Here is a 24,244-nt window from a genome sequence, read left to right on the forward strand (position 1 = left end):
TCTTGGCGCGGTCGACCGGGCTCGGACCTGTTGCGGCGCCCCTTTTTTCGCCCGCACGTGCGAGCCGTCGACCATGACCCGGTCGAAGTCGATCACCCGGGCGGCATGGGCACGGGCGAGCACGGCTTGATGGATCTGCTCGAACGCTCCGGCGGCTTGCCAGTCCCGCAACCTGCGCCAAACAGGTCATCCCTGACCCGAACCCCAGTTCCTGGGGCAGATTCGGTTCACTGGCTTGCGTCGGCAAAGCGACTGATCGGCCGGGCCAAGCCGAGCATGCCCCGTAACGTGGTCGCCTCGTACGCGGTCCGGAACCCCGCCCGGCTCTGCAATTGCGGGACCAGGTCGCGGCAGATCGCCTGGAGATCGTCGGGCAGCACGGCCGGTCGCAACCGAAAGCCGTTGAGACCGGCAGATTTCCAGTCCACCATCAGATCCGCCAGTTCACCCGGGGTTCCCGTGAAGATCTCGGCGTCGGAGGTCAGTGCTTCGCCGTCGAGAGTGTCGAGCCGGTGCAGGCGACCGGCGGCGGCGCCCGGCTGATCGTCGAGCACGACGAGCAGTTCACCGAAGACCGCAAGAGGCCAGTCAGCGGGACGGCCGGTCTTGGCCCGCGCGGCGTCGACCTCACCCAGGATCCGAGTCACATCCGCGCGCGAGTGCGGCGTGACGTAGACGATGTCGGCGTCGGCTGCGGCGAGCTCGTAGGGCACCGAGGCATGAGCGAGCACAGTGACCGGCGGCTGCCCCTGCGGCGGCCGCGGGGTGATCGCTGGGCCGCGGACACTGAAGTGTTCACCGCGAAAGTTGATGTGGTGCAGTTTGTCTCGATCGATGAACCGCTCGGTGGCGGCGTCGCGGATCTCGGCATCGTCCTCCCAGCTGTCCCACAGCCGCCGAGCGACCTCGACGACGTCGCCGGCCTCGCGGTGCAACTCGGCCAGCGCCGCCGCGATCGCCTCGGGGCCTGACAGATCCGTCGGCGACAGCAGTGGGGTCTCGCGGCGGCCGAAATGGGCCGCGTCCGCCGCGCGCGACGAGACTTGCGGACGCCAGCCGGCACGCCCGTGGCTGACATAGTCGAGCGTCGCTATACCCATGGCCACATGAAACGGTTCGGTGTGGGTGACATTGGTCGTCGGCACCAGGCCCAGATGCGTGGTCAGGGGTGCGAGCCGGGAGGCCAGCAGGACCGCGTCGAGGCGGCCGCGCACCTGGTCGGTGCGGTCGTCGGGCAGATGGAACCGAGCCGACTGCATGCCCAGCGCATCCTCGATCGTGACGAAATCCAGCAGCCCGCGCTCGGCCTCGGCGACCAGCTCGCGCCAGTATCCGACCGTGAACAACTCGCGGGGGCGCGCGTTCGGCTCGCGCCATGCCGCCGGATGCCAGCCGGCGCCGTCGAGCGCGACGGCCAAGTGCAGTTCGGTCATGATGCCTCCCTCGCAGTGGTGTGTCCGGGCCTGCGGTCCAGGCCCAGGTGCTCGCGCAGCGTGGTGCCGGTGTACTCGGTGCGGAACACCCCCTTCTCTTGGAGCAGCGGGACGACGTGAGCGACCAGATCGTCCAATCCGGTGGGCGTCAGGTGCGGGACGAAGATGAAGCCGTCGGCGCCGCCGCGGCGGGCGAAGTCCTCGATGGCGTCGGCAACGGCAGCCGGCGTGCCCACGAAGGTCGGACGGGCGGCGATCTCGATCACCAGTTGCCGAATGCTCAACCCCCGCGCTGCCGATATCTCCCGCCAGCGCAGAGCCGTCTCCGCGCGTGCGCTGCGGAACGTCGAATGTCCTTGAAGTAGTTGGCTTTCCGGAATCGGGTCGATTTCCGGTAGCGGCCCGTCCGGATCGTATGAGGACAGATCGCAGCCCCAGATCCCTTCCAGGAAAGTCAGGGCCGTGCGCGGGCCGACCTGGGCCCGGGCGATCTCCACAGCACGTTCGGCAGCCTCGGCCGCGGTGTCGCCGAGTACATACGTGGCCGAAGGGAAGATCAGCAGTTCGTCGGGCGTCCGGCCGTAGGTGGCGAGCCTGGATTTGACGTCACGGTAGAACGCGCGAGCCTCGTCGAACCGGTCGTATTTGCTGAAGACGACCTCCGCTTCCCGGGCCGCGAAGTCACGGCCCGTAGGGGATTCGCCAGCCTGGATGATCACCGGGTGCCCCTGCGGACCCGATGGCGTGGCGAACCTGCCATGAATGTCGAAATGCTCTCCGGGATAGGAGAATTTGCCTGCACCAGGCCGGATGAACGCACCGCCGACAGGGTCGGCGAGGATGTCGTCGGACCGCAGACTGTCCCACAGCTCGCGGGCGGTCGCCAGGAATTCCGCGGCGCGCGTGTACCGGTCCGCCTCGGTGAGGAACCCGCCACGCCGGAAGTTCTCACCGGTGAACGCGTCGAAGCTCGTCACCACATTCCATGCGGCCCGGCCATCGCTGAGAAGGTCCAGGGTCGCCAGCCGCCGGGCCACCTCATAGGGTTCGTTGAAGGTGGCGTTGATCGTCGCGGCCAGGCCCAGGCGTTCGGTGACCGCAGCGAGCGCCGACAGCATGGTCAGCGAATCCGGACGGCCCATCACGTCCATGTCGTGCAGGAGTCCCTTGTGTTCCCGCAGCCGCAGTCCCTCGGCGAGGAAGAAGAAGTCGAATCGGCCGCGCTCGGCGGTGCGCGCCAGATGCGCGAACGATTCGAATTCGATCTGGCTTCCCGCCCGTGGGTCCGACCATACGGTGGTGTGGTGGATGCCAGGCAGCTGGGCGGCGAGATGAATCTGCTTCACGCGTAGTCCTTCGATCGAGCAGGGAAGGCATGCCCGCGAGCGCCGAGGACCACCAGCAGGGTGGGTGCCAGCAGCACCAGCACGGTCCACGGGAATGCCATCGAGCCGAACAGCGTCAACAGCACCCCGCCGACGACACCGCCGCCGGCCATCGCCACGTTCCAGAGGGTGACCAGCATGGCCTGGGCCGCATCGGCGGCATCACCGCCGGCGATCGCCACCGCGGTCTGCAGCAGGGTCGGCACGCCGCCCCAGCCCAAACCCCACAGCGCCGCCGCCGGGTAGATCAGCACCGCGTTGTGCACCTGCGCGGCCAGCATCGCGGCCGCGATGGCCACCAGAATCGTTCCGGCGATGGTCAATCCACGCAGGCGGCGGTCGATGTGCGCGCCGGTGAACCAGATGCTCAGCATCGACGCGATGCCGAAGACCAGCAGCACCGCACCGACCATGCCGTGCAGCCCGGCCCCATCGAGGAAGGTGGCGATGTAGGTGTAGAGGATGGTGTGCGCGAGAACGAACACCAGGGTCACGAACAGCACCGCACCCACCCCGGGAACTCGTGCGGTTGCCGCCAGCTGAATGCGACCGCCGCCCGACTGCCCGGGAAAGTCCGGAACCACCAACGAGATCCAGGCCAGTAGCACCACCGCGAGCACTGACATCACCGCGAACGTCACTTGCCAGCCGACCGCATCGCCGAGAAACGTCCCCAGCGGAATGCCCAGAGACAGCGCCAGCGGAATGCCGGCCATCACGATCGCAATCGACTTGCCCTGCAACGACTCCGGCGCGACACGGCGGGCATACCCGGCCAGCAGCGCCCACACCACACCGGCCGCGACTCCGGCGATGAACCGCGCGACCAGCGTCAGCGGGTACGACAGCGATGCCGCCGTCACGGTATTGGCCACCGCGAATCCGGCCACACCAGCCAGGAGCAACCGCTTGCGCCGCCATCCGGCCGTCGCCACCGACAACGGAATGGCCGACACCGCGGTTCCGATCGCGTAGACGGTGACCAGCTGCCCCGTTGCCGACTCACTGACACCCAGGCCGGCGCTCATCCCGGGCAGTACGCCAGCGGGCAACGCCTCGGTGAGAACAGTGATGAACGCTGCGGTGGTCAGCGCGAGCAACGACGGAACTGGCAGTCGCGGAGCATCTTTCGTGGTCGTCTCCGACCGCGGGATCTGTATTCGATTCGCCATGCGGGTATCGTCAAACCTTCACATTAGTGTGAAGGTCAAGGGATTCGCCGAGATGAGGAACATCACATGCGCATCGGAGAGCTGGCCCGTCGCACCGGCACATCCACCCGGTTGCTGCGCTACTACGAGGAAAAGGCGCTGATCGTCTCACGCCGCTTGCCCAACGGCTACCGCGACTACGACGATGCCTTCGTCGACCGGGTGATGCAGATCCGCGGCCTGCTCGACGCGGGCCTGCCGACCCGCATCATCAAGCAAATCCTGCCCTGCCTGAACAAACCCCGAGTCATCCACTTCACCGACGCCACCCCGCAGATGATCGCTACCCTCGAGCACGAGCTGAACCGCATGACCGAGCGCATCGAAGTGCTCACCCACAACCGGGACGCCATCGCCGAGTACCTCGAGGCCGTCCTGGACGCCGACCAGCTTCGCGCGACCTCATGACGCCTCAGGAGCCTTGGCTTGACTCTGTCGGTGATCTTGGAAGCTGCGAGATCAACTGCCGACAGCCCGCCAGGACCGTGGTCGGGGAATTCGCTTGTGGTCCAAGTAGTTTTGGAAGGCCGTGGTGGTCGGGGCGGAAACGGCTCGTCCGGTAGTAGCGCTGCGCTGAGGCGTTCGATGTTCACGGCGATGGCGGTGAGTACGTGCTGGAGGTGGGTCTTGGTCTGGCCGCGGTAGCGGCATTGCCGCATGCCGTGCCCGTTCGCGAATCCGCAGACGGTGCCCTCGATGCCGGAACGCACGGCATACCGCTGCCGCCAGGCCGGGCTCTGCTGTTCGTCGCGGGTTCGAACTTGCAGGTCGAGTAGTTCTCGCCGGGAAATCCCACGTTGCGTGCGCTGTCGCGGGAGCTGGTGCACTGGCTGCGGACCGGACATGGCTGACACTGGGCTTTGGATCAGCTCCATGGGCACAGCCTCGGTCCGTGGAGTGTCGCGGAGGTGGTCCACTGGACGCTGCCGGGCATCGACGGCCTGGTCGGAATCCATCCCTCGTCGTTGTACGGTGCGGACCCGACCGCTGAGATCACCGCGATCGAGAAGCTGGCTCGGTACCGGCGTGGGCAGCTGCTCGTCGCTGGTCGTGACGATGCAGGACCGCGTAGCAGCGCATACTTGGCGGTGTGGTCGAGGCGGTTCGACTGCGGGATGAGGACCTTGTAGCCTCTGCCCGAGGTGCGTGCCACGTTCTCAGGAGCGATGTGCTGCCAATAGGCGCGCTACTGCTCCACGTCATACAGGACCACCAGAACTGGAAGCGTAGGCGAGAGCCAATACCTCACGTGCCGAGCGCGCGGCCGAAACACCCATCCCCGTGGTGTGGTGCTCTGTTCGGAGAACCAGCTGCGGCCAGCTTTGACCTGTACCGCGAACAGCCTGCCGTCAGGACGGCCCTCACAGACCTCCACCTGGGCATCGATGCCGTAGTCCGCGCCCTTCTGTTCCCGGTACTTCCACCGCAATTCGCGGATGACCAGAAGCCCCACACCCCATTCCCCCATCTGGCCGGTATTTTCGGTCGACGGAGAATCCTCCATGTGGGGCAGCGTAATCGGAGTCGCACACACCGACGTCATTGGTTCGATAACAGTCTCCGCAGCGCACACCCCCGCGACGGCACCGACCGTACGCGGCGAGTGGTATCGGGAATTCCTGTGTCGGTGGGTATTTCGGCGGCCAACACCAACGATGTCGAAGCGCTGAAACCGCTCGTCAAACCCGCAGTCCGCTCGCGGCGCGGACCGCGCCGCAGGCCCGGTAAACTGCACGCCGACAAGGCATACGACACTGCCGAGCTGCGGCGATGGGTCCGCGATCGTGGCATCGGGGTTCGGATCGCCCGCAAGGGGATCGAATCCAGCGAACGGCTGGGCCGCCACCGCTGGATCATCGAGCACACGATCTCGTGGCTGACCGGCTACCACCGGCTCAATATTCGCTACGACCGCAAGGCCACCCATTTCCTCGGATTCCTCACCCTCGCAGCGGCACTGACCTGCTTCAAAAAGCTGGCTCCAGATGATCGACGGTGCCGGGAACCGTCTTGGTGGTGAGCATGTACCGGCCCGTCAGGTGCGCCGCCGGGGCCTGGCTACCAGTTCGCCGCCGCAGTTCGGGCAGATCTCGCCCATCGTCTCGCTGCACGACACGCAGAAGGTGCACTCGTAGGAACAGATCCGCGCCGGCCCGTCCGCGGGCAGTTCGACCGTCTCGCATCGCTCACAGTGCGTTCGCATTTCCAGTGCCATGCTGGTCCTCCATTCCTCGGCGGGATTCTCGATGCCATTGCAGCGGATCGGGTTCCGCGGTCATGCGCCGACCGCCGAGTTCGAGATCCAGTTGTGGATTGCGGCATTGACCTGCGGTGCGCACTCGAGTCCGACCCAGTGCCCGGCGTCGAGCATCACCTCGGTCAGGTTGCGGCAGAGCTGACGCATGGGGCGCGCCAGCTCCGAGTGGGCGGTGTCGGCGACCGGATCGTAACGTGCCCCGACGAACAGGGCGGGAACCTCGAGCTGGCCGTCGGCGGGTGCGGTGTCGCTGTAGGCGAGGTTGTCGGCGTGGTTGAGGTAGTAGGCGGTCGCGGCGGAGAAGCCGTGGCGGGCGAAGGCGCCGCGGAGCTCTTCGAACAACGCGGTGTCGAGGATCCGTTCGTCGCGTGGGAGATCCGGGACTTCGGCGCTGCCGCCGAACCAGCCGCCCGCGTGGCTCACCGTCGCCGTGAGACCGGGTTTCCCTGCGCCGTCGGGGTTTCCGCTGCGGTAGAACGCTTTCAGCGTGCGCTCGGGGTGGGCGTCGAACAGCGCCGTCACGCGGTCGGGATGCCGCTCGTAGTAGCGCATGTAGTCGAATTGCGCGTCCGGGTACTGGTCTTCGGGATAGGTGTCGCGGTTGACGTAGGCGAGCATGGCGTCGATCCCGCGCTCGAGGGTGCGGTACGGCACCGCCAGGCTGACCACGCCCGAACACGCGTCGGCGTGATGGGCGGCCAGGCTCCAGACCGTCGCGCTGCCCCAGTCGTGACCGACCCAGATCGCCTGATCGCGGCCCAGATGCGCGAGCAGTGCCATCATGTCGGCGACCAGATGGCGTTGGGCGTAGGCGCTCGGATCAACCGGGGCGGCCGAATCCCCGTACCCGCGCATATCCGGGGCCACCACGCGGAAACCATGCGCGGCAAAGTAATCCAGTTGCGGACCGAACGTGCGCGCGATCCCGGGCCAACCGTGCACGAAGACGATCAGCGGCCCGTCGGACGGCCCGGCCTCGTGATAGGCGATCGACCCCGCCGGACCGTGGGCACTGCGCCGGAGGGTCGTCGCGTGCGACCCGGACATCTGACTATATGACGACATAGACAGGACAGTAGCTTGCTGGCTATGGTTCAGTAAAGTCAGTCATTCGGAGGTCTAACCATGACCGTTCTGATTCCCGCTGTCACCGGCCAAGTGGCATCCGCGCTGGCCAGAGGTATCACAGACCACGATCTCCCCGTCCATCGGAAAGCCGTTGCCGGGCAACCGCAACGACTGTCGCGCCTGGACCGAATCCGATGCCGCTCACGCCTGTCGCAACGCGGTGGTGATCGCTGATGGCGGCTACCAGGGCACCGGTCTGATCATCCCGCACCGCCGGGCGCCCGGTGCCGAGCTACCGGAATGGAAACAGGCCCACAACAAATCCCACCGCAGGGTCCGTGCCCATGTCGAGCACGCTTTCGCCCGGATGAAGACCTGGAAGATCCTGCGCGACTGCCGCTTACGCGGTAACGGTGTGGGTGTCGCGATGGCAGGGGTGGCGACTCTGGCCAACCTCGCCCACGCCTACTGATTCCTGGCCGGTGGACCGGTCACCGTCACCGACCCAGACTTACGGGACATCCCTTAGCGCCCGGCTGATGACGTACTAGCGGAGAGCTGGCGTTCGCGCCGATGTTGTGGATTGGCGGAAGCTGTCGACGAAGTCTTTCAGGGCCTGGCGGTCTTCGTCACCGGGCGGGCGGTGGCCACGTTCGGCCGTCACTACGACGAGGTCACCAGCTCGTATCTGCAGCACCTCCCAGCACACCGGCAGCACGAGAGCGTGGACGGTGCGGCCGCAGCAGCTGATTGTGAGGTAGGAGCTGTATCGACTCGCCACAGCCGCCAGATCCTCGGCGATATCCTCGGTGAGCGCTCCGGCCGCCCGAAACTCCTCGAAGTGCATGTCGTGTCCCCGTGCCCTTCTAGTGGCCTTGCCGGTCCCCAGCTCATGCAGCGTCAGGCATTCCAACGCACCAAACTCGGCATTACCGCGCACCGACGACATCCGGTCGGCCCGGCTCAGATGCCCTCTGCCCGTTGATTTTCCACGCACCCGCGCTGGCCGGTTTGGTCAGCGCGGTATGCGGTAATACAGGATGTCGGTCGTGCGTCTGTCTGGTTGGTTGCGGGCGGTTACTCCAGGAACGTCACTGTTTCGGTGAGGGGAGCTCGAGGGATGGAGGGATGGGTCGAGGCAGGGTTCGCGTAGCCGATGGACATGCCGCAGAAGAGTATTCGCTCGTTCGGTGGAGAGATCACCTCGTTGACGGAGCGGTGGTATTCCGCCCAAGCGATCTGCGTGCAGCTGTGTAGTCCTTCGGCGCGAAGGAGCAGCATCACCGTCTGGAGGAACATGCCCGCATCTGCCCATTGTGGCGCTGGCATGTCGCGGTCAAGGTAGCAGAACAGCACCGTCGAAGCGCCGAAACCGTTCCAGTTCTCGGCTCGAACTCGCGCACGGGCCTGGGTGTCATCGACGCCGATCCCGAGCGCGCCGTATCGGCGAGCACCCATATCCGCCAGGCGTTCCCGATACGGTGACCCCAGTTGCGGCGGGTAGAACGCGAACTCGCGCTCGTCGCCGGAATCACCGCAGGCCACACGCTCGCTGATCCGCTTCTTCAGCTCCGCCAGCCGGTCACCGCTCAGAACGTAGATGTGCCACGGCTGCAGATTGCCGCCCGATGGTGTGCGGACAGCGGCTGTCAGCACCCTGTCGAGAATGTTGCGTGACACGGGATGGTCGGAGAACGCACGAATCGACTGCCTGCTCTGCACAGCCTCATAGACATCCATCCCGCCGATCGTATTGGGTTGCCGTTCTCAAACATCCGCACATCGGCGCCACCTGTCCCGAAGCGAGCGCACGCTCATCGGCAGTAGCGGACGTTCCGCGGCGCACAGGGTTCCGGCCGCCGGCGGCTCGCGCTGGCTGGTTCGGTCAGCGCGGTGTGCGGCTAGAAGCGGATACAGCTCTTCATGGCTGATCCTGCCGCGCCTGGGTTCTGAGCACGTCGATTTCGCATCCTGGCGAGGTGGGATCGAAGCCGTGATCGATCAGCCAGCGCACGCCGCGCAGACTTCGTAACGACCACCAAGCCCGGATCACCTCGAGGTCCACACCTGTGCCATAGCCCGACGCCACATCTCTCAGGCGCTCCGGGTGCCCGAGTGTCAATGTGGCGAGGTCGTACATGGCGTCTCCTTGAGCCGCCTCGGACCAATCGATCACGCCGGTGATCGCGTCTCCGTCGACGAATACATGCGCGAGCTGTAGGTCACCGTGGGTGAACACCGGTGTCCATGGCCGGAGCGCGACTTCAGCGGTCCGGCGGTTGCGCGCGATGATGTCAGCGGGGAGGACGTTGTTCGTGACCAGCCATGCGCATTCGGCATCGAGTTCGGCGGCGAGCTGCTCTGGGGTGCGACCGGGCCGCGGTGGCAACGGTGCGTCGTGCAGCATTCGCAGGGCTGCCCCCGCCGCGGCCCACGCCGCCGTGGATGCGGACGACGGCTCGCCGAGCCGGCCGAGCGCGGTTCCAGGTAAAGCGGCGAGAGCAAGCACGAACGGCTTGCGCCACAGGATCTTTGCTGTCGGGATCGGTGCCGACACCATCGCCTCGACCTCGGCATCGATGCGCGCCTGATCACCGTCGATCTTCAGAAACACCTCACCGACCCGCACGGTCGCGCGTTCGTGATGGGTGACGACGATTTCGACATCTTCCACGCCGGTCAGTATCTACGTTCGCCGCCGGGTTTACCGCGGGCCGCAGGCAATAGCGGATGCTCTGCACCGCAGCATGTTCCGGCAGTCGACGCCTCGCGCTGGCCGGTTCGGTCAGCGCGGTCAGCGGCATTTGAGGATGGTCGAATAGGTGGGTACCGCGCTAGAGCCGCGCCGATTCGAGAAGCTCGCTCCACCGGCGCATGATCAACTCTGTGTACGAGTCGGCGTCGATGCTGTAAGCACCCAGCGCGTATCCGTCGTTCGCTTCCACGAGCGCCGTCTCACCGGTTGCCAGCACCCCGAAATCGATGCCATACGCACGCGGCGCCGTACCGGAACTGAGGTGCGCGACCACCGCCGCCTCCACAGCAGTCATATCAAGCAGAACCGCCGCATCACCGTCATAGTGATCGACGGACACGATGCGCTGATCGACCACGTACACGCGATACTCCGCAGCCCAACCAACAACCTCGGAGCACCAAACCCGTTGCCGCCTGCTGATATTGCCCAGAGCCGCGATATCTCGCTCGGAATAGCAGACTAGACCGCTGAAGCTCTTCCGACGATCGGCAGGTTTGACGAACGTCGGTGGCACGGCACCGGTCTCGAGTGCTCGTTCGACCTCTCCGAGAGTCGAGGGCCAAACCCTGCGCCGAAGGAACGCTCGGAGACTGGTGGGATAGTCGTCGGGTTCGGGCACCGTGATGTGGAGCTGACGCATAGCTCCATGCATCGCATCCATGTCGCCAGCGATGAACGTATTCGCGCCCAATGGCAACTGGCGACGATGAATGCGCTTGATCGTGTAGTAGCACACAGGTATCCCGCGCTGACGCAAGCCCGCCTCCAGGAGGCTCTCTTCGTGCCTCATCGGCCCCTTGCCGGAATACTGGAGGAACGCAGTCGTGATCATGATTGTGTCAATCATGCTGGAACCACCTCAGGGTGCACACATCGGAGTCTGACTACCCGGACCCGGGAGCCGCACACAAGCACGCTCATCGGCAATAGCGGATGTTCTGCGGCGCACCAGGTTCGGGCCGCCGGCGTACCGCGCTGGCCGGTTCGGTCAGCGCGGTACGCGGCAATTCAGTGCGGTGCTGGCATCTTCCAGCAGGCGAGCGCGTTCCCCGACCACCCCTACGCTTACGCCGCCGAACACTTCGACCACACGGTGCCGGATACATCGGCTGCGGTCCTGGGTCATGTGAACTGTCTTGTGCCGCTGACGCTTTCGGCGAGCTCATGCGGGGTCGATGAATTCAACCGATCAACAGCTCGTGTACGCGGCTCAGAGATCGCTGCAGATCGGCCGATGCACGCTCGCCCAGACCGATTGCCAGCCTCTGCTCGATCTGCCAGATCCGCTCCGCTGCCGTGGCGAGCGCCGCCTCGCCCGCCGCCGTCAGCACGACCAGCCGCGCCCGCCGATCGTCCGGGTCGATCCGCCGCTCCACATACCCGCATTGCTGCATGTGTGTCACCAGCTCCCCCATCGACTGCTGGGTCATGCCCGCTTCCTCGGCCAACGCGCTGATCCGCGAACCTTCCGGGGCCAAGTAGCGGAACACCGCGTAATGCGCGGGACGCAGGTCCTCGCGCAGTGCCCGCCTCAGTTCCCGGTTCAGCTCGCGTTCGAAGGCATGCGTCACCTGGCTGAGCAGCTTCAACAAGGTGGCGGGAGATTCGCTCGTTGACATAAAACAAAGGTTACCTTTATAAAATGGGGTATGCGCGACACGCTCACCTTCCGCAACGGTCATCGGATCACTCTCCTCGCACGCGGCACAGACGAGCGCGGCCCTTACCTGCGGTTGGAACATCAACTGCCGGAAGCCGATCGACAAGCGGGTCCGCATTGGCATCCGGTACTCAGCGAATCGTGGACCCTGCGGCGCGGCCGACTCCGCTTCAAGATCGATGGCTCGGAAACCGTTGTGCATCCAGGCGATTCACTCACCGCACCACCACGCACGGTCCACGAATTCTGGAGCGAAGCGCCCGACACGGTCTTCGACCACGAGATCCGCCCGCCACTACGGCACTGGGAGATGTTCCAGCTATGGCACGCACTCGATGCCGCGCACAAGACCACCCTGCGCTCCCGGACACCACGCAACCCCCTGGCACTGGCATTGCTGTGGGAGTACCAGGACGGCTATCTCGCGGGGATCCCGGTCTGGTTGCAGCATGCGGCATTCGGCGGACTCGCCCGGCTGGCCACCCGGATCGGCTATCGACGACGCTGGCTCGAAACCGTCACCCACCAGGACTGACTCGCAGACGAACCCACCTACACAGACCACAATCAAGCCGGTGCCGACCCGGGCGCTGACTGCGCGACTTGTTCTCCCGCCGGCTGTATCGGCCGACAGTTGTCGGCATGCTTCCGGGCACCTCGCCGGCCTGTTCGGCCAACACGGTTTACGACAAAGTGGACGACGCCGGGTGGTGGCATTGCGCCAGACCTGACCCGACGCGCGAAGGGTGGTGAGCTCGCAGGCAGTTGCGGATGTTCCTGCAACGCACCGCCACTCGAGGTCTCCCTTCGTATGGTACTTCAGCTGATGGCTCTCGATATCCATGGACTCCGAGTGGTGCGCTGTATTGGGAGCTGGCATGGGCCGTCGTGCATTTGGTCACGGCCCGTATCGACGGCGTCCGCGTGATCGAGCATCCCGGTCCCGGCCCGCTGGAGAACTCGACCGATTGAATGGCCAGCCCGCGAACCTGTTCGGTTCTGGCAGAACCTATCCCGCGCCCCGGCGAGACTGCACGCACCAGCGTCCTCGTGGGTGGGCCTGTATCTGTTGTCGCGGCACCGGGCCGCTACGCAGCGGTCCTGATCGCGCGAATCGGTGTGGTCAGAGCAGCAATCAGGGCGAGTGCCGTCGCGATCAGCAAGGCCAGCAGCGATTTCGCCGCGTCGGCCGGGGACCAGCTCGCGGCCTCGATGGCCGGTTGCAGGGCGGTGGTGGGCAGGTAGGGCTGCACCGATGGCACGGCCGACACCAGCAGGCAGCCCACGTAGACCACGGCTGTCACCCCGGCGGCAATACCCGCCGAGCCGAACCGCGCCGCCAGGGCCGCGGCGAACACCGCGAACGACACCACCGCGAGGGCTTGCACCGCAAGCGAACCCACGGCCGGACCCAGCGGGTAGGACCCGAACAGCGCCCAGCACTCGTACAGTGCGACCGCGGCCCCGATCGAGGCAGCCGCGGTGATCACGGCTGCGGCGACCAGGATCCGGGGCAGATAGAGCCGCACCGGCGAGACCTCGCGACTGAAGTAGTAGATCCCGATCGGATCGGTATTGCGCAGGGCGCATGCCTGCGCGGCCAGGATCATGGCCACCGCCGCGACCAGCAGGCCGGTGTTCTTGACGTACTGCTGCAACCCGTCTCGCCAGTCGGGCACGCGTAGCAGCTGGATCTCCGCGGAGTGCCCGATCAGATCCGGCAGGTACTTCGCCCCGAGCAACGAGACGAATCCGAACAGGACGAACGCGGCTACCAGGGCGACCAGCCGCCGCGTGCGCAGCCACCGGTACCACTCGACCCGGAATACGGTGCGGTTCACGACTTCTCCCCGATGGCAGCGAAGAACGCGTCGGTCAAGGTCGGACGGGTGATGCGGATGTCGTCGAGCAGGCCGCTGTGAGCGGATGCATCCGCCAGGGCCGGACCCCACTGCGGCTGCTCGGCTTCGATGATCCGGCCGTCGGTCATGGCGATCCGCAGGGTCGGCGCGGCGGTGTGCTCATCCAGGAATTCTCCTGTCTCCCCGGCGAAGACGGCCCGCCCGCGATGCAGGACCAGCAGCCGGTCGGCGAGATCCTCGACATCGGCGAGCAGGTGGCTGGAGAACACGACCGTCATCCGAGTGCCCAGGTCCCGGATCAGCCCCAGCACGGCGGCGCGGCCTTCGGGATCCAGTGCGCTGGTGGGTTCGTCGAGAATGAGCACCTCGGGCTCGCGGACCAGTGCCGCGGCAATTCCCAAGCGCTGCAACATGCCCCGGGAGAACCCTCCGGCACGCCGGTGGGCGTGCCGTTCCAGGTCGACGGCCGCGAGCGCCGCGTCGGCGGACCACGTGCCCGCGCCGCGGGCCGGTCCGATCGCTGCGGACTGTTCGAGGACCTCCCGCGCGGACAGCCAGGGCTCGAAACCCGGTGTGTCCGGGCAGTATCCGAGGGCGTCCAGCCCGACCGGCACCCGTACGGCGCCGCCGGTCACCGATTGCAGGCCCAGCACCGTCCGGATCAGGGTGGTCTTGCCCGCGCCGTTGAGTCCGATCAGCCCTACCACCCCGGGACCGTCCACGGTCCAGCTCACGGTGTCGAGGGCGAGGAAGTCGCCGAAGCGCACCGACACATCGGTGACCTCGAGGTGGGGCTCAGCCACGGACCGTGTCACCGTCCCGGCCGACGATCAGGTAGATGATCCCGCCGAGCGGAATGCTGATCAGGCAGATGATCGCCCACGCCCATTTCGGCAGGTACTTCACCCGTGTGCGGGACAGGTCGTACCAGCAGAAACCGACGAAGCCGAGCCCCACCACGATCAGGGGCACCAGTGCGGCTACCGGAATGTTGGACACCGCGATTCCTCTCTTCAGCGCGAGCGCGTGATTGCTACCAGATGTGCGAACATTATCAATACCGATAGCAATGGTGCTAGTGTCCAGCCTGTGGAATCCGTCGAACTTCTGCTGCACCCGGTTCGGCTGCGGATCGTGCAGGCATTCCTCGGCGACCGGACCCTGACCACGAGCGAGCTCAATGCCGAACTCGCCGATGTGCCGCCCGGCAGTCTCTACCGGCATGTCGCCAAGCTGGTCTCCGCCGGCGTCCTCGACGTCGTCACCGAGCGCCGTGTACGCGGCACCGTCGAGCGCACCTACCGGCTACGCCTGAGCGCCGCCCAGATCACCCCCGACCAGCTCGACGCCATGAGTCCCGAGGACCACCGCCGCGCCTTCATGGGCTTCATCGCCGGACTCATGGCCGACTTCGACCGGTACCTCGACGCCGGCGATATCGATTACCTGCGAGACGGAGTCGGCTACCGCATGGCCGGTCTGTGGCTCGACGATGCCGAATTCGCCGACTTCGCCCGCGATCTGGGCCGCGTGCTGGCCCCGCGCCTGGCCAATGGCCCCGCGCCGGGCCGGAGGCGCCGTATCCTGCGCACCATCCTGATCCCCGACTCCCCCACCCCCGGAGGCGAAACCGCTTCGGGCCCGGCATAATCGCGCTGGCCGTCACAGCGAACGAAGGGGAATCAATGGGTGGCACATCGATCGGGTCGATCTTGCGCGAGCGCGTGGTGTATCCGATGCGCACGGCCGTCAGCACCGTGCGCGGACTCGGAAACTTCACGCGCACCGGTCAATTCGGCGATGGCCGCGAGGCCGCCGTGCGCGACCACGTCCTCGCGAACGCCGAGCAGGGCGATCCGGACAGTGTGCTGGCGGCCATCGACAAGTTCGCCCGCACCCGCAGCAACCTGGTGAACGTCGGGGACGAGAAGGGCCTGCTGCTGGATGCCGCTGTGCGCAAAGCGAATCCGACGTTGCTGCTCGAACTGGGCACCTATGTCGGCTACAGCGCGGTCCGCACCGCCCGCACCATGCCGGAGGGCGCGCGCCTCATCTCCGTGGAGTTCAGCGCGGCCAACGCGGACGTGGCCCGCGCCATCATCGCCCACGCCGGCCTGGCGGAGCGGGTGACCGTGGTGGTCGGCACCATCGGCGACGGCGGCGAGACCATCCGGCGGCTCACCGAGGAGCACGGAATCACCCAGGGCACTCTCGATTTCGTCTTCGTGGACCACGACAAGTCCGCGTACCTGGCCGACCTGAAGCACATTCTCGCGGCGGGCTGGCTACACCCGGGCAGCATTGTCGTCGCCGACAATATGCGCGTCCCGGGCGCTCCGGACTACCTGCGGTACATGCGTGAGGCCGAGGGCAAGACCTGGCGCACCGTCGAGCACGACACCCACATCGAGTATCAGTCGCTGCTCAAGGACCGGGTACTCGAGTCGGAATACCTGGGCTGAGACAGCTGGAAAACCCGGGCCGAGACTGTTTCTCGGCCCGGGCACGGGTTCAGCGACGCCGCAGCGTCACGGGCAGATCGTCCTTCGGCAGCGGCGTCGCACTCATGTCCAGGGGCATGACGTAGTCCTGCGGCACCTCCCACTCGAAGGTGTGCAGCAGCTGGTGCACGATCGTCTTGATCTCGAGGCCCGCGAAATGCTGTCCGAGGCACTTGTGCGCACCCGCCCCGAACGGGGCCCACGCCACCCGGTGCCGCTTGTGCTCGGCGCGTTCGTCGGAGAAACGCTCGGGATCGAATTCCTCAGGATGCGACCACATATCGGGGCGGCGGTGGTTGACGCTGATCGGGACGACGACGAAGGATCCCTTCGGCACGAAATAGCCGCACACCTCGGTGTCCTCCTGCACCGCGCGCGGGAAGATCTGCACCGGGGTGCACAGCCGGGTGGTTTCCTTGATGATCCAGTCGAGTTCGGTCAGCTCGGCGAGCTCGTCGTAACCGAGTTCGAAGGGCATGTCCAGTGAGCGCGCTCGCGCGCGCTTCTGCCATTCCGGGTATTTGGCCATGTTGTAGACGACCCCGGACAGCGTGGTCGTGGTGGTGTCGTGGGCGGCGGCCAGCAGGAAGATCATGTGGTTCACGATGTCCTGGTCGGTGAACCGATCACCGTCGTCGCCCGCGGCCTGACACAGCATGGAAAGCAGGTCGGTGCCCGGGTTTTCGCGGGCGGCGACAATGCGGTCGGCGAGGAAGGCCGCCATGGTCTTGCGGGCGCGCATGCCCCGCCACCAGCGGTTGCCGGGAATGGCGACGCGCACCATCGCGCCGCCGGCCTGCAGGATGTCCATGGTGGCGCCGCAGATGCGCTCGGCTTCGTCGCGCGGCAGGCGCGCGCCCATGAAGACCTCCAGCACGATGTCCAGGGTGAGCCGCTGCAGGTGCTGGTGCATGAGCACCGGATTACCCTCGGCCACACTGCCTTCCGGCAGCTTGCTCAGGTGGCGGTGGGCGATCTCGTGCATGTCCTTCAGATACGACGTGAGGGCGCCGCGACCGAAGGCCTGCTGCATGATCGAGCGGTGGCTGCGGTGCTCGTCGAAATCCAGCCGGACCAGACCTCGGTCGAAGAACGGTCCCTGCAGCGGCGCCCACGCCGGACCGTTGGCGAACACCCGGTCCTTGTTCATCAGGATGCGCTGTGCCGCTTCGGGGCCACCGGCGATGATCCACTTGTCGCCGAACATGTTCAGGACATAGAGCGGGCCGTAGGCCGCCTCGTCCTCGAAGGCGGCCCCGGTGGGGTCGCGCCGCTGCCGTTGCAGCTGGGCGATCCAGTGCGTCGCGGGCCCGCTGATCTGCTTCAGATCACTGCCCTCGGGCGGAGCGGCGACGAATTGTGTTCTGGGCATTGAGAACCCCCTCCTGCTACGAAGACGCAACGGAGGAAGCTACCCGCACGAAGACGGGGTGCTCAACTCGAGCGCCCCGGAACCGCCGCGGCCAGCGCGCGGGTGATCAAATCGCCTATCGCGGGCAGGTTTTCCGGCAGATCCAGATAGAAATGGCCACCCGGGAACGTGGCGAGGTCGAATCCGGCGGTGGTGTAGTCGCGCCACTCCCCCGCCTGCGCGGCCGAGGTGGTCGGATCAGCGGAGCTGACCAGCGCGGTGATCGGCGCGCGCAGCGGCGCACCGGGCTCGTGCCGGTAGGTCTCCACCGCGCGGTAGTCGCTGCGGACGGCCGGCAGCACCAACTCGGCCAGACCGGGCTCGTCGCGCAGGATCCGCACCGACGCCGGATCGTTCGACAGGCGTTCCAGATCGGCGATGAGGCCCTCGTCGGGTCCGGCGTGCAGGCTTCCCGTCTCGGCGAAAGCCGGTGCGGGACGGCCGGAGACGAACAGGTGGGTCAGCTCGCGCCCGCCCGCCTCGACCCGGCGGGCGGCCTCGTAGGCGACGGTCGCGCCCATGCTGTGCCCGAAGATGGCCAGGTGCACGTCCCGCGGCCAGGCCAGCAGGTCGGCGGCGGCCCGATCGGCCAGTTCGGTGAGCTCGGGCACCGGCGCGTCGCCGAGGCGGTCCTGGCGGCCGGGGTACTGCACGCCGAACACCGCGGTACCCGAGCCGACGCGCTGCGCCAGCGCGCGGTAGGCGGTGACCGAGCCGCCGCCGGGCGGGAAGCAGACCAGCACGGTTGCGGGGCCGGGAGCGGATTTCAGTTCGCGCAGCCAGGCGGTTCCGGTGAGTCGTTGGGCTGTCATCCGATCGAGTATGCCGTGAGATGTGCCACCGTGGTCGGACCCGGTGCCGGCGATACAGTCGGATGGTGGCTACCTACGACGCGCTGGTCGGTGAGTACGAGGCCGGAATAGGCGTCCCCGGCACACCGCTGCCCACAGTCGATCCGGGTGCGAATCTGGCTGCGACACTGCCGGTCTGGGCGCTGGCGGGCGGTGCGGTGGCGGCCTTCGCCGCGGCGGCGGATCGCTGGCGGACCACCTGCGGCGTGACGCCGCTGGGCGGTACGGTCGACCCGGCGCGGGTCGCCGCGGCCTTCTCGAGCGAGCGGCTGTTCCGGCTCCACGGCGAACCGCCGGACATCTTCGCAGAGTTGTCGGGATTCTTCAGGGCTGCGGACGCATGGGTGCGTACGCACGCCAACTATCCGCATCATCGCGCCCGGCTGCTGGCCGCCGTGGAGTTGCCCGGCACGGCCGGTCGCGAGGATTTCGCCCGGCGCGCAGCGACACTGACGGCGGCGGATATCGAGCAGCGGGCCGGCGAGCACGGTGCGATCGCGGTGCGGGTCCGCCCCGAGCGGGAGTGGGCCGACAGCCCGCAGGGCAAGGCCGCCGCCTCCGGCCCGCTCGTCGCCGTGGCCGAGCGCGGCGATCGGGGTGGATTCGAGTGCCCCACTGCCGCAACACAACTGCTCCCGCTGCGCGGGATCCGGGTGCTCGATCTCACCCGGGTCATCGCCGGACCGGTGGCGACGCGGGCATTGGCCCTGCTCGGAGCCGATGTGCTGCGGATCGACCCGCCCGGGTTGCCGGAGATCGGCTGGCAGTACCTGGACACGTGTCAGGGGAAGCGCTCCACTGTAGTCGATTTGCGTACCGGACTTCCTGTTTTTCGCGAATTGATCAGCAATGCAGACATAATCATCTCGGGTTACCGACCAGGCAGCTTGCAACGCCTCGGAGTACGACCCGGGGAAATTCGCCCGGGAATTGTGCACGGCCGAGTTTCGGCCTGGGGCGAACTCGGCCCGTGGGGTGATCGACGCGGTTTCGACAGCATTGTGCAGGCTGCATCCGGAATTTCGCTCATCGAAGGCACACAGAATAATTCGCGGAGCGAATCATCCGTGGGCGCCCTGCCGGCCCAGGCGCTCGATCACGCCAGCGGATACCTGCTCGCCGCGGGCGTACTCGACGCGCTGTGCGCGCGCCACGGTGACGGCCTCGGCCGCGATGTCCGGGTTGCCCTGGCCCGCACGGCATCCTGGCTGATCACCGCGCCGGGCCGGACGCCCGCCCACGCACCCGCCGCGGCGCCGGATGTCCGGTACGCACTCACCCACGACGCGGTGACCACCGCCGGACCCGCGCTGACCGAGTATCCGGACCATTCGTGGCCCGCTCCGGCCCACGGTTCGAGTGCTCCCGAGTGGAAAGCCCGACCGGACGGTTCGTAACGCGCGCGAATGTATACAACACGCTGCACGCACACCCGCAAGTGCATCAGCGAATTAGGCGAATTGGCTTGCAATACAGCGCTTTCAACACGCCGGACTTATCCCACGTACGGCGTTAATATTTGAGACCCTGAAACCGACATCAAAATTGTCGACCCGTATGTCGACATGCGGATGGAGGACGTCATCGTGGACACACCTACTCCCTTGCTCACCGCCGCCGGCGACGCCGGCGCCACCTCGGTGGGGAGACGGGAATGGGCCGGATTGGCGGTGCTGGCGCTGGCCTGCCTGGTGTACTCGATGGACCTCACCGTCCTGCACCTGGCGGTCCCCCAGATCAGCGAGATACTCCGCCCCACGAGCTCCCAATTGCTCTGGATCATCGACGTTTACGGATTCCTGGTCGCCGGGTTGCTGCTCACCATGGGCACCATCGGCGATCGCATCGGCCGGCGGCGACTGCTGATGGTCGGGGCGGCCGCCTTCGCCGTGATCTCGGTGATCGCGGCCTTCGCGCCCTCAGCGCCGGTGCTGATCGGCTGCCGGGCCCTGCTCGGCGTCGCCGGGGCCACCCTGGCGCCGTCCACGCTCTCGTTGATATTCACCATGTTTCGCGATCCGGGCCAGCGCTCCATCGCGGTCGGGGTGTGGGTGGGGTCCTACTCGGTGGGCGGCTCCATCGGGCCGCTGGCGGGCGGCCTCATGCTCGAGCACTTCTGGTGGGGCTCGGTGTTCCTGCTCGCGGTGCCCGTCATGGTGTTGCTGATCGTTCTCGCGCCCCGTGTGCTCCCCGAGTTCCGCGATCCCGACGCCGGCCGCCTGGACCTGGTCAGTGCCGGATTGTGCACGACGGCAGTGCTCTTGGTGGTCTTCGGCATGAAGAAGGCCGCTCAGGACGGCCCGGGCGCGGCCGCGGTCTCGGCGCTGGCGGCCGGCCTCGCGATCGGCGCGCTCTTCGTCCGGCGACAGCTCAATACCAGCGAACCCATGCTGGATCTGCGGCTGTTCCGGCTGGGCAGCTTCCGCACCGCGCTCACCATCAATATGGTGGCGATCTTCGTGGCCTTCGGGTACGCCCTGTTCGTGGGGCAGTATTTCCAACTGGTGCTGGGCATGTCGCCGCTGCGGGCGGGTCTCGCCACCATCCCGGCGGGCCTCGGCTTCATGATCGGCTCGCAGCTGGGCCCGCGCATCATGAAGGTGATCCGGCCCGCCTACATGATCGGCGGGGGCATGGCCATGGCGGCGTGTGGACTGCTGCTGCTCACCCGGATTACCGCGACCGGCGGCGTGGAGCTCACCATCGCGGCATCGCTGCTGGTGTCCTTCGGGCTGGCACCGGTTTTCGGCATCACCACCGAGCTCATCGTGGGCACCGCGCCTCCGGAGCAGGCGGGCGCGGCCTCCGGGCTCTCGGAGACCGGGGCCGAATTCGGTGGTGCGCTGGGCATCTCCATTCTCGGCAGCATCAGCATCGCGATCTACCGCAACCAGCTCAACACCACCCTGCCCTACGGGGTGCCGGAGCCCGACGCCCGCACCGCCCGCGACACCCTGGGCGCGGCACTCGAAGTCGCCCGGACCATGCCGGGGAAGATGGGCAGCGCCATGGCCGAGGCGGCCAAGCACGCCTTCCTGACCGGCATGCACCTGACCGCCGCGATCGCGGCGGGCGCGGCGCTGCTGCTGGCCGTCATCGCCATGACCCGGCTGCGGCACGTGCCGCCGGGCTGAGTTCACCCGGCCGGCCGGACGGTGAGTTCAGCGGCCCCGGATGGCTTCGATGGCGGTCACCAGCGAATCACCGTCCAGCAGTTCGGCACCCGGCGCGATCATCTTCTGGATGGCGAGGCCCTGGAACAGCAGGAACAGCAGCTGCGCGACCGCCGCGGCCTGCTCGCCGGTCAGATCCGGGTGCGCCGAATGGACGGCCGCGGCGATTTCCCGATGCGCGACCGCGCTGGCCTCGGCCATGTAGACCTGCTGCGCGGGATCGCGCGCGATCTGGATGCCGTTCTCGGTGCTCAGCAACAGGCCGTCGCGATTGCGCTGCACCACATCGACGAAGCCGTTCCAGATCGCGGCCAGCGACTCCCACAACGTGCGGCCCTCCCCCGCGTCCCGGATGGCGGCCTCCATATCGTCGCCGATCTGGGTGCCGACGCCCATCGTGATCGCCTCGGTGACCAGCTGGTCCTTGGAACCGAAGTGATAGCCGATGGCGGCCAGGCTCACCCCGGCGGCACTGGCGATGTCCCTGGCGGTCACCTTGGCCAGGCCGCGTTCCAGGACGGCCTTGCGGGCGCCCGCCAGGAGGTCTTCTCGATTACCCATGGGACCACCCTACCAGCGTCTTAGACGAATGTTCTAGACGGGTGTTTCACAGGCTGGCGGGACCGGAGCATCCTCCCTGCGGGGCCCCGGCATCGATACGGCTACCCTCGAACGCGTGCGGCAGAAGATCCTCATGGACAACGACACCGGCATCGATGACTCCCTGGGCCTGCTCTACCTCCTCGCCTCCCCCGAGGCCGAGATCGTCGGAATCGCCTCCACCGCGGGCAATGTGCCCGCGCCGCAGGTGGCCGCCAACAATCTCGCGCTGCTCGAGCTGGTGCGGGCCCCGGAGCTCGAGGTCGCTCAGGGTGCGCTGACACCCCTGGCCGTACCACTGCGCACCACCGAGGACACCCACGGGCCCCAGGGCGTCGGCTACGCCGAGCTGCCGCCGACCACCCGGAGGCTGTCCGAGCGATCGGCGGCCCAGCTGTGGGTGGACCTGGTGCGCGAGCATCCGGGCGAGATCGTCGGGCTGTGCACCGGACCGCTCACCAATCTCGCCCTGGCGCTGCGGATGGAACCCCAACTGCCGCAGCTGCTCCGGCGCCTGGTGATCATGGGCGGCGCGTTCAACCATCCCGGCAACACCACCCCGACCAACGAGTGGAACGTGCACGTGGATCCGGAAGCGGCCAAGGAGGTGTTCGACGCCTTCTCCGCCGCGCCCGCCGACCGCCGGCCCATCGTGTGCGCGCTCGACATCACCGAGACCATCGAGATGAAGCCCAAACATCTGGCGCTGCTGGCCGAACGGGCCGGGAGCACACCGGTGGAGCATGTCAGCGAGAACGATCCCCCCGAGGCGCGGTCGGCGGCCAGCAATCCGCTGGTGCGGTACCTGACCGATGCGATCCGCTTCTACTTCGACTTCCACAAGCTCTACGACCAGGGGTATCTGGCGCACATGCACGACCCGTTCGCGGCGGCCGTGGCACTGGACCCGAGCCTGGCCGTCACCAAACCGGCGACCGTGGACGTGGAGCTGACCGGAACCATCACCCGTGCCACCACGGTCGCCGACTGGGCGGGCATGTGGGGGCGGGAACCCAACGCCGACATCGTGATCGGGACCGATCCGGAGCTGTTCTTCGAGCGGCTCGTCGACCGGGTCGGGGATTACGCGCGAACCGTGTTCGCGGAAGGAGATTCGAGCCGGTGACCGACGAGCAGGACCTCGACTACGTCACCGATTTCCATACGCGGCTGGGATTGCCCGGAATCATCGATGTCCACACGCATTTCATGCCCGAACAGGTGCTGCGCAAGGTGTGGGGCTACTTCGATTCGGCGGGGCCGCTGCTCGGCCACCGCGAGTGGCCGATCACCTACCGCGCTGAGGAGCAGGTGCGGCTGAAGACCTTGCGCGGCTTCGGCGTTCGCGCCTTCACCTCGATGGTCTACCCGCACAAGCCGGAGATGGCGGCCTGGCTCAACGACTGGTCCGGCGATTTCGCCGCCCGCACCCCGGACTGCCTGCACACGTCGACCTTCTACCCGGAGCCGGGCGCGGCCGAGTATGTGCGTGCCGCGATCGAGTCGGGGACGCGAATCTTCAAGCTGCACATCCAGGTTGGCAACTACCATCCGGCGGATCCATTGCTGGACGAGGTGTGGGGACTGGTCCAGGAGGCGGGCATCCCGGTGGTCACGCACTGTGGATCCGGTCCTGCCGCCGGGCGATTCACCGGTCCCGAGCCGATCGCCCAACTGCTGCGGCGGTTCCCGCGACTACGCTTGATCATCGCGCACATGGGGGCGCCCGAGTACAGCGAGTTCCTCGACATCGCCGCGGACAACCCCGGAGTTCTGTTCGACACCACCATGAACTTCACCGACTTCTTCGAGGCCGCTGACCCCTTCCCCGCCGCCGAGCTGCCGCGCCTACGAGACCTCGGGGATCGCATCCTGTTCGGCAGCGACTTCCCGAACATTCCCTATTCCTACGGCCATGCGCTGTTCGCTCTGGAACGGCTCGGTCTCGGTGACGACTGGCTGCGAGCGGTCTGCTACCGCAATGCGGCGGACCTCTTCGGCATCGGATAGTTCACCGGGGCGCGACACTCCGGGTCTCGACGATGCGCTCAGGGCCTTCCGGCGCATGGGTCTG

At 67.0% G+C, this 24,244-nt stretch carries 25 protein-coding genes and 3 pseudogenes; 10 read left to right on the plus strand and 18 right to left on the minus strand.

Annotated features, from left to right (window positions below):
• Window positions 1-227 precede the first annotated feature (227 nt).
• From ACFXKA_RS36070 to ACFXKA_RS36080, 3 genes are read right to left on the minus strand one after another with little or no spacing between them, the layout of a single operon-like run.
• Window positions 228-1,433: an LLM class flavin-dependent oxidoreductase gene (locus tag ACFXKA_RS36070; RefSeq protein ID WP_379430767.1), complete on the minus strand. Its 1,206-nt coding sequence runs from the start codon at window positions 1,431-1,433 to the stop codon at window positions 228-230.
• A complete protein-coding gene (locus ACFXKA_RS36075) occupies window positions 1,430-2,779 on the minus strand; it encodes an NtaA/DmoA family FMN-dependent monooxygenase (protein ID WP_379430768.1) in 1,350 nt (449 codons plus the stop codon). The genes ACFXKA_RS36070 and ACFXKA_RS36075 overlap by 4 nt, the downstream gene beginning before the upstream one ends.
• Window positions 2,776-3,990, minus strand: coding sequence for an MFS transporter (locus ACFXKA_RS36080; RefSeq protein WP_379430769.1), 1,215 nt, complete (start codon window positions 3,988-3,990; stop codon window positions 2,776-2,778). The genes ACFXKA_RS36075 and ACFXKA_RS36080 overlap by 4 nt, the downstream gene beginning before the upstream one ends.
• A 66-nt stretch (window positions 3,991-4,056) precedes the next feature.
• On the opposite strand from ACFXKA_RS36080, the gene ACFXKA_RS36085 reads away from it, so the two are divergent.
• Window positions 4,057-4,437, plus strand: a complete 381-nt coding sequence (locus tag ACFXKA_RS36085) for a MerR family transcriptional regulator (RefSeq protein WP_379430770.1) — start codon at window positions 4,057-4,059, stop codon at window positions 4,435-4,437.
• Between the two features lie 179 nt (window positions 4,438-4,616).
• On the opposite strand, the pseudogene ACFXKA_RS36090 reads toward ACFXKA_RS36085, so the two are convergent.
• Both ACFXKA_RS36090 and ACFXKA_RS36095 read right to left on the minus strand, forming a co-directional pair.
• A pseudogene (locus ACFXKA_RS36090) lies at window positions 4,617-4,985 on the minus strand (transposase); the annotation flags it as partial.
• A gap of 230 nt (window positions 4,986-5,215) precedes the next feature.
• The gene (locus ACFXKA_RS36095) at window positions 5,216-5,533 is read right to left on the minus strand and encodes a DUF4365 domain-containing protein (RefSeq protein WP_379430771.1); all 318 of its coding nucleotides are present in this window, start codon (window positions 5,531-5,533) and stop codon (window positions 5,216-5,218) included.
• Between the two features lie 105 nt (window positions 5,534-5,638).
• On the opposite strand from ACFXKA_RS36095, the pseudogene ACFXKA_RS36100 reads away from it, so the two are divergent.
• Window positions 5,639-6,049, plus strand: a pseudogene (locus ACFXKA_RS36100) (transposase); the annotation flags it as partial.
• Between the two features lie 15 nt (window positions 6,050-6,064).
• Here ACFXKA_RS36100 and ACFXKA_RS36105 read toward each other — a convergent pair.
• Both ACFXKA_RS36105 and ACFXKA_RS36110 read right to left on the minus strand, forming a co-directional pair.
• Window positions 6,065-6,244: a DUF1272 domain-containing protein gene (locus ACFXKA_RS36105; protein ID WP_364615373.1), complete on the minus strand. Its 180-nt coding sequence runs from the start codon at window positions 6,242-6,244 to the stop codon at window positions 6,065-6,067.
• Window positions 6,245-6,304: 60 nt separating this feature from the next.
• Window positions 6,305-7,351 carry an alpha/beta hydrolase gene (locus ACFXKA_RS36110; RefSeq protein WP_379430772.1) on the minus strand — a complete coding sequence of 349 codons (1,047 nt, stop codon included), beginning with the start codon at window positions 7,349-7,351 and terminating at the stop codon, window positions 6,305-6,307.
• Between the two features lie 145 nt (window positions 7,352-7,496).
• Here ACFXKA_RS36110 and ACFXKA_RS36115 point away from each other — a divergent pair.
• Window positions 7,497-7,826 (plus strand): annotated as a pseudogene (locus ACFXKA_RS36115) (transposase family protein); the annotation flags it as partial.
• A 75-nt stretch (window positions 7,827-7,901) separates the two neighbouring features.
• Here the strand turns inward: ACFXKA_RS36115 and ACFXKA_RS36120 are convergent.
• The 5 genes from ACFXKA_RS36120 to ACFXKA_RS36140 all read right to left on the minus strand — a co-directional run bounded on the left by ACFXKA_RS36120 (window position 7,902) and on the right by ACFXKA_RS36140 (window position 11,731).
• A complete protein-coding gene (locus ACFXKA_RS36120; RefSeq protein ID WP_379430773.1) occupies window positions 7,902-8,294 on the minus strand; it encodes a hypothetical protein in 393 nt (130 codons plus the stop codon).
• A 137-nt stretch (window positions 8,295-8,431) separates the two neighbouring features.
• Window positions 8,432-9,094 (minus strand): nitroreductase, encoded by a 663-nt coding sequence (locus ACFXKA_RS36125; RefSeq protein ID WP_379430774.1) that lies wholly within the window; start codon window positions 9,092-9,094, stop codon window positions 8,432-8,434.
• 181 nt (window positions 9,095-9,275) lie between these two features.
• Window positions 9,276-10,028, minus strand: coding sequence for a phosphotransferase (locus tag ACFXKA_RS36130; protein ID WP_379430776.1), 753 nt, complete (start codon window positions 10,026-10,028; stop codon window positions 9,276-9,278).
• A gap of 160 nt (window positions 10,029-10,188) precedes the next feature.
• Window positions 10,189-10,959, minus strand: coding sequence for an ATP-grasp domain-containing protein (locus tag ACFXKA_RS36135; protein WP_379430777.1), 771 nt, complete (start codon window positions 10,957-10,959; stop codon window positions 10,189-10,191).
• Window positions 10,960-11,293: 334 nt separating this feature from the next.
• Window positions 11,294-11,731 carry a MarR family winged helix-turn-helix transcriptional regulator gene (locus tag ACFXKA_RS36140; RefSeq protein WP_379430778.1) on the minus strand — a complete coding sequence of 146 codons (438 nt, stop codon included), beginning with the start codon at window positions 11,729-11,731 and terminating at the stop codon, window positions 11,294-11,296.
• A gap of 30 nt (window positions 11,732-11,761) precedes the next feature.
• On the opposite strand from ACFXKA_RS36140, the gene ACFXKA_RS36145 reads away from it, so the two are divergent.
• Window positions 11,762-12,307 (plus strand): cupin domain-containing protein, encoded by a 546-nt coding sequence (locus ACFXKA_RS36145; RefSeq protein WP_379430779.1) that lies wholly within the window; start codon window positions 11,762-11,764, stop codon window positions 12,305-12,307.
• A gap of 553 nt (window positions 12,308-12,860) precedes the next feature.
• Here ACFXKA_RS36145 and ACFXKA_RS36150 read toward each other — a convergent pair.
• Genes ACFXKA_RS36150 through ACFXKA_RS36160 form a run of 3 tightly spaced genes read right to left on the minus strand, consistent with a single transcriptional unit; the run spans window position 12,861 to window position 14,633 of the window.
• Window positions 12,861-13,613 carry a hypothetical protein gene (locus ACFXKA_RS36150; protein WP_379430780.1) on the minus strand — a complete coding sequence of 251 codons (753 nt, stop codon included), beginning with the start codon at window positions 13,611-13,613 and terminating at the stop codon, window positions 12,861-12,863.
• The gene (locus ACFXKA_RS36155; RefSeq protein ID WP_379430781.1) at window positions 13,610-14,437 is read right to left on the minus strand and encodes an ABC transporter ATP-binding protein; all 828 of its coding nucleotides are present in this window, start codon (window positions 14,435-14,437) and stop codon (window positions 13,610-13,612) included. Before ACFXKA_RS36155 ends, ACFXKA_RS36150 begins: the two co-directional genes overlap by 4 nt.
• Complete coding sequence (locus tag ACFXKA_RS36160; protein ID WP_354849218.1) at window positions 14,430-14,633, minus strand: PLDc N-terminal domain-containing protein; 204 nt, start codon at window positions 14,631-14,633, stop codon at window positions 14,430-14,432. Before ACFXKA_RS36160 ends, ACFXKA_RS36155 begins: the two co-directional genes overlap by 8 nt.
• Before the next feature lie 90 nt (window positions 14,634-14,723).
• Between ACFXKA_RS36160 and ACFXKA_RS36165 the strand changes: the two genes are divergently transcribed.
• Together ACFXKA_RS36165 and ACFXKA_RS36170 are read left to right on the plus strand one after the other, a co-directional pair.
• Window positions 14,724-15,284 carry a helix-turn-helix domain-containing protein gene (locus ACFXKA_RS36165; RefSeq protein ID WP_379430783.1) on the plus strand — a complete coding sequence of 187 codons (561 nt, stop codon included), beginning with the start codon at window positions 14,724-14,726 and terminating at the stop codon, window positions 15,282-15,284.
• A gap of 86 nt (window positions 15,285-15,370) precedes the next feature.
• Entirely contained in the window at window positions 15,371-16,096 is a 726-nt protein-coding gene (locus ACFXKA_RS36170) for an O-methyltransferase (protein ID WP_379430817.1), read from the plus strand.
• 49 nt (window positions 16,097-16,145) lie between these two features.
• Here the strand turns inward: ACFXKA_RS36170 and ACFXKA_RS36175 are convergent, their stop codons facing one another.
• The gene (locus ACFXKA_RS36175) at window positions 16,146-17,507 is read right to left on the minus strand and encodes a cytochrome P450 (protein ID WP_379430785.1); all 1,362 of its coding nucleotides are present in this window, start codon (window positions 17,505-17,507) and stop codon (window positions 16,146-16,148) included.
• Between the two features lie 62 nt (window positions 17,508-17,569).
• Window positions 17,570-18,358 carry a thioesterase II family protein gene (locus ACFXKA_RS36180; protein WP_379430786.1) on the minus strand — a complete coding sequence of 263 codons (789 nt, stop codon included), beginning with the start codon at window positions 18,356-18,358 and terminating at the stop codon, window positions 17,570-17,572.
• 62 nt (window positions 18,359-18,420) lie between these two features.
• Between ACFXKA_RS36180 and ACFXKA_RS36185 the strand changes: the two genes are divergently transcribed.
• Together ACFXKA_RS36185 and ACFXKA_RS36190 are read left to right on the plus strand one after the other, a co-directional pair.
• Window positions 18,421-19,794: a CoA transferase gene (locus ACFXKA_RS36185; RefSeq protein ID WP_379430787.1), complete on the plus strand. Its 1,374-nt coding sequence runs from the start codon at window positions 18,421-18,423 to the stop codon at window positions 19,792-19,794.
• A 174-nt stretch (window positions 19,795-19,968) separates the two neighbouring features.
• On the plus strand, window positions 19,969-21,531 hold the full coding sequence (locus ACFXKA_RS36190) for an MFS transporter (protein WP_379430818.1): 1,563 nt from the start codon (window positions 19,969-19,971) through the stop codon (window positions 21,529-21,531).
• A 27-nt stretch (window positions 21,532-21,558) separates the two neighbouring features.
• Here ACFXKA_RS36190 and ACFXKA_RS36195 read toward each other — a convergent pair whose 3' ends face one another.
• Window positions 21,559-22,131 carry a TetR/AcrR family transcriptional regulator gene (locus tag ACFXKA_RS36195; RefSeq protein WP_379430788.1) on the minus strand — a complete coding sequence of 191 codons (573 nt, stop codon included), beginning with the start codon at window positions 22,129-22,131 and terminating at the stop codon, window positions 21,559-21,561.
• Between the two features lie 133 nt (window positions 22,132-22,264).
• Here ACFXKA_RS36195 and ACFXKA_RS36200 point away from each other — a divergent pair, with 133 nt between their 5' ends.
• Both ACFXKA_RS36200 and ACFXKA_RS36205 read left to right on the plus strand, forming a co-directional pair.
• On the plus strand, window positions 22,265-23,296 hold the full coding sequence (locus tag ACFXKA_RS36200) for a nucleoside hydrolase (RefSeq protein ID WP_379430819.1): 1,032 nt from the start codon (window positions 22,265-22,267) through the stop codon (window positions 23,294-23,296).
• A gap of 83 nt (window positions 23,297-23,379) precedes the next feature.
• Window positions 23,380-24,180 carry an amidohydrolase family protein gene (locus tag ACFXKA_RS36205; RefSeq protein ID WP_354849380.1) on the plus strand — a complete coding sequence of 267 codons (801 nt, stop codon included), beginning with the start codon at window positions 23,380-23,382 and terminating at the stop codon, window positions 24,178-24,180.
• Window positions 24,181-24,244: the final 64 nt, after the last annotated feature.

It is taken from the genome of Nocardia sp. NPDC059228 (assembly GCF_042754245.1).
Classification (GTDB): domain Bacteria; phylum Actinomycetota; class Actinomycetes; order Mycobacteriales; family Mycobacteriaceae; genus Nocardia.

Bases quoted from the DNA above. Each gene is read 5' to 3' on its own strand.
- ACFXKA_RS36070 (WP_379430767.1), bottom strand. From the start codon at position 1,433: ATGACCGAACTGCACTTGGCCGTCGCGCTCGACGGCGCCGGCTGGCAT.
- ACFXKA_RS36080 (WP_379430769.1), bottom strand. From the start codon at position 3,990: ATGGCGAATCGAATACAGATCCCGCGGTCGGAGACGACCACGAAAGAT.
- ACFXKA_RS36085 (WP_379430770.1), top strand. From the start codon at position 4,057: ATGCGCATCGGAGAGCTGGCCCGTCGCACCGGCACATCCACCCGGTTG.
- ACFXKA_RS36095 (WP_379430771.1), bottom strand. From the start codon at position 5,533: ATGGAGGATTCTCCGTCGACCGAAAATACCGGCCAGATGGGGGAATGG.
- ACFXKA_RS36105 (WP_364615373.1), bottom strand. From the start codon at position 6,244: ATGGCACTGGAAATGCGAACGCACTGTGAGCGATGCGAGACGGTCGAA.
- ACFXKA_RS36110 (WP_379430772.1), bottom strand. From the start codon at position 7,351: ATGTCGTCATATAGTCAGATGTCCGGGTCGCACGCGACGACCCTCCGG.
- ACFXKA_RS36125 (WP_379430774.1), bottom strand. From the start codon at position 9,094: ATGGATGTCTATGAGGCTGTGCAGAGCAGGCAGTCGATTCGTGCGTTC.
- ACFXKA_RS36135 (WP_379430777.1), bottom strand. From the start codon at position 10,959: ATGATTGACACAATCATGATCACGACTGCGTTCCTCCAGTATTCCGGC.
- ACFXKA_RS36140 (WP_379430778.1), bottom strand. From the start codon at position 11,731: ATGTCAACGAGCGAATCTCCCGCCACCTTGTTGAAGCTGCTCAGCCAG.
- ACFXKA_RS36145 (WP_379430779.1), top strand. From the start codon at position 11,762: ATGCGCGACACGCTCACCTTCCGCAACGGTCATCGGATCACTCTCCTC.
- ACFXKA_RS36170 (WP_379430817.1), top strand. From the start codon at position 15,371: ATGCGCACGGCCGTCAGCACCGTGCGCGGACTCGGAAACTTCACGCGC.
- ACFXKA_RS36175 (WP_379430785.1), bottom strand. From the start codon at position 17,507: ATGCCCAGAACACAATTCGTCGCCGCTCCGCCCGAGGGCAGTGATCTG.
- ACFXKA_RS36180 (WP_379430786.1), bottom strand. From the start codon at position 18,358: ATGACAGCCCAACGACTCACCGGAACCGCCTGGCTGCGCGAACTGAAA.
- ACFXKA_RS36185 (WP_379430787.1), top strand. From the start codon at position 18,421: ATGGTGGCTACCTACGACGCGCTGGTCGGTGAGTACGAGGCCGGAATA.
- ACFXKA_RS36190 (WP_379430818.1), top strand. From the start codon at position 19,969: ATGGAGGACGTCATCGTGGACACACCTACTCCCTTGCTCACCGCCGCC.
- ACFXKA_RS36195 (WP_379430788.1), bottom strand. From the start codon at position 22,131: ATGGGTAATCGAGAAGACCTCCTGGCGGGCGCCCGCAAGGCCGTCCTG.
- ACFXKA_RS36200 (WP_379430819.1), top strand. From the start codon at position 22,265: ATGGACAACGACACCGGCATCGATGACTCCCTGGGCCTGCTCTACCTC.
- ACFXKA_RS36205 (WP_354849380.1), top strand. From the start codon at position 23,380: ATGCCCGAACAGGTGCTGCGCAAGGTGTGGGGCTACTTCGATTCGGCG.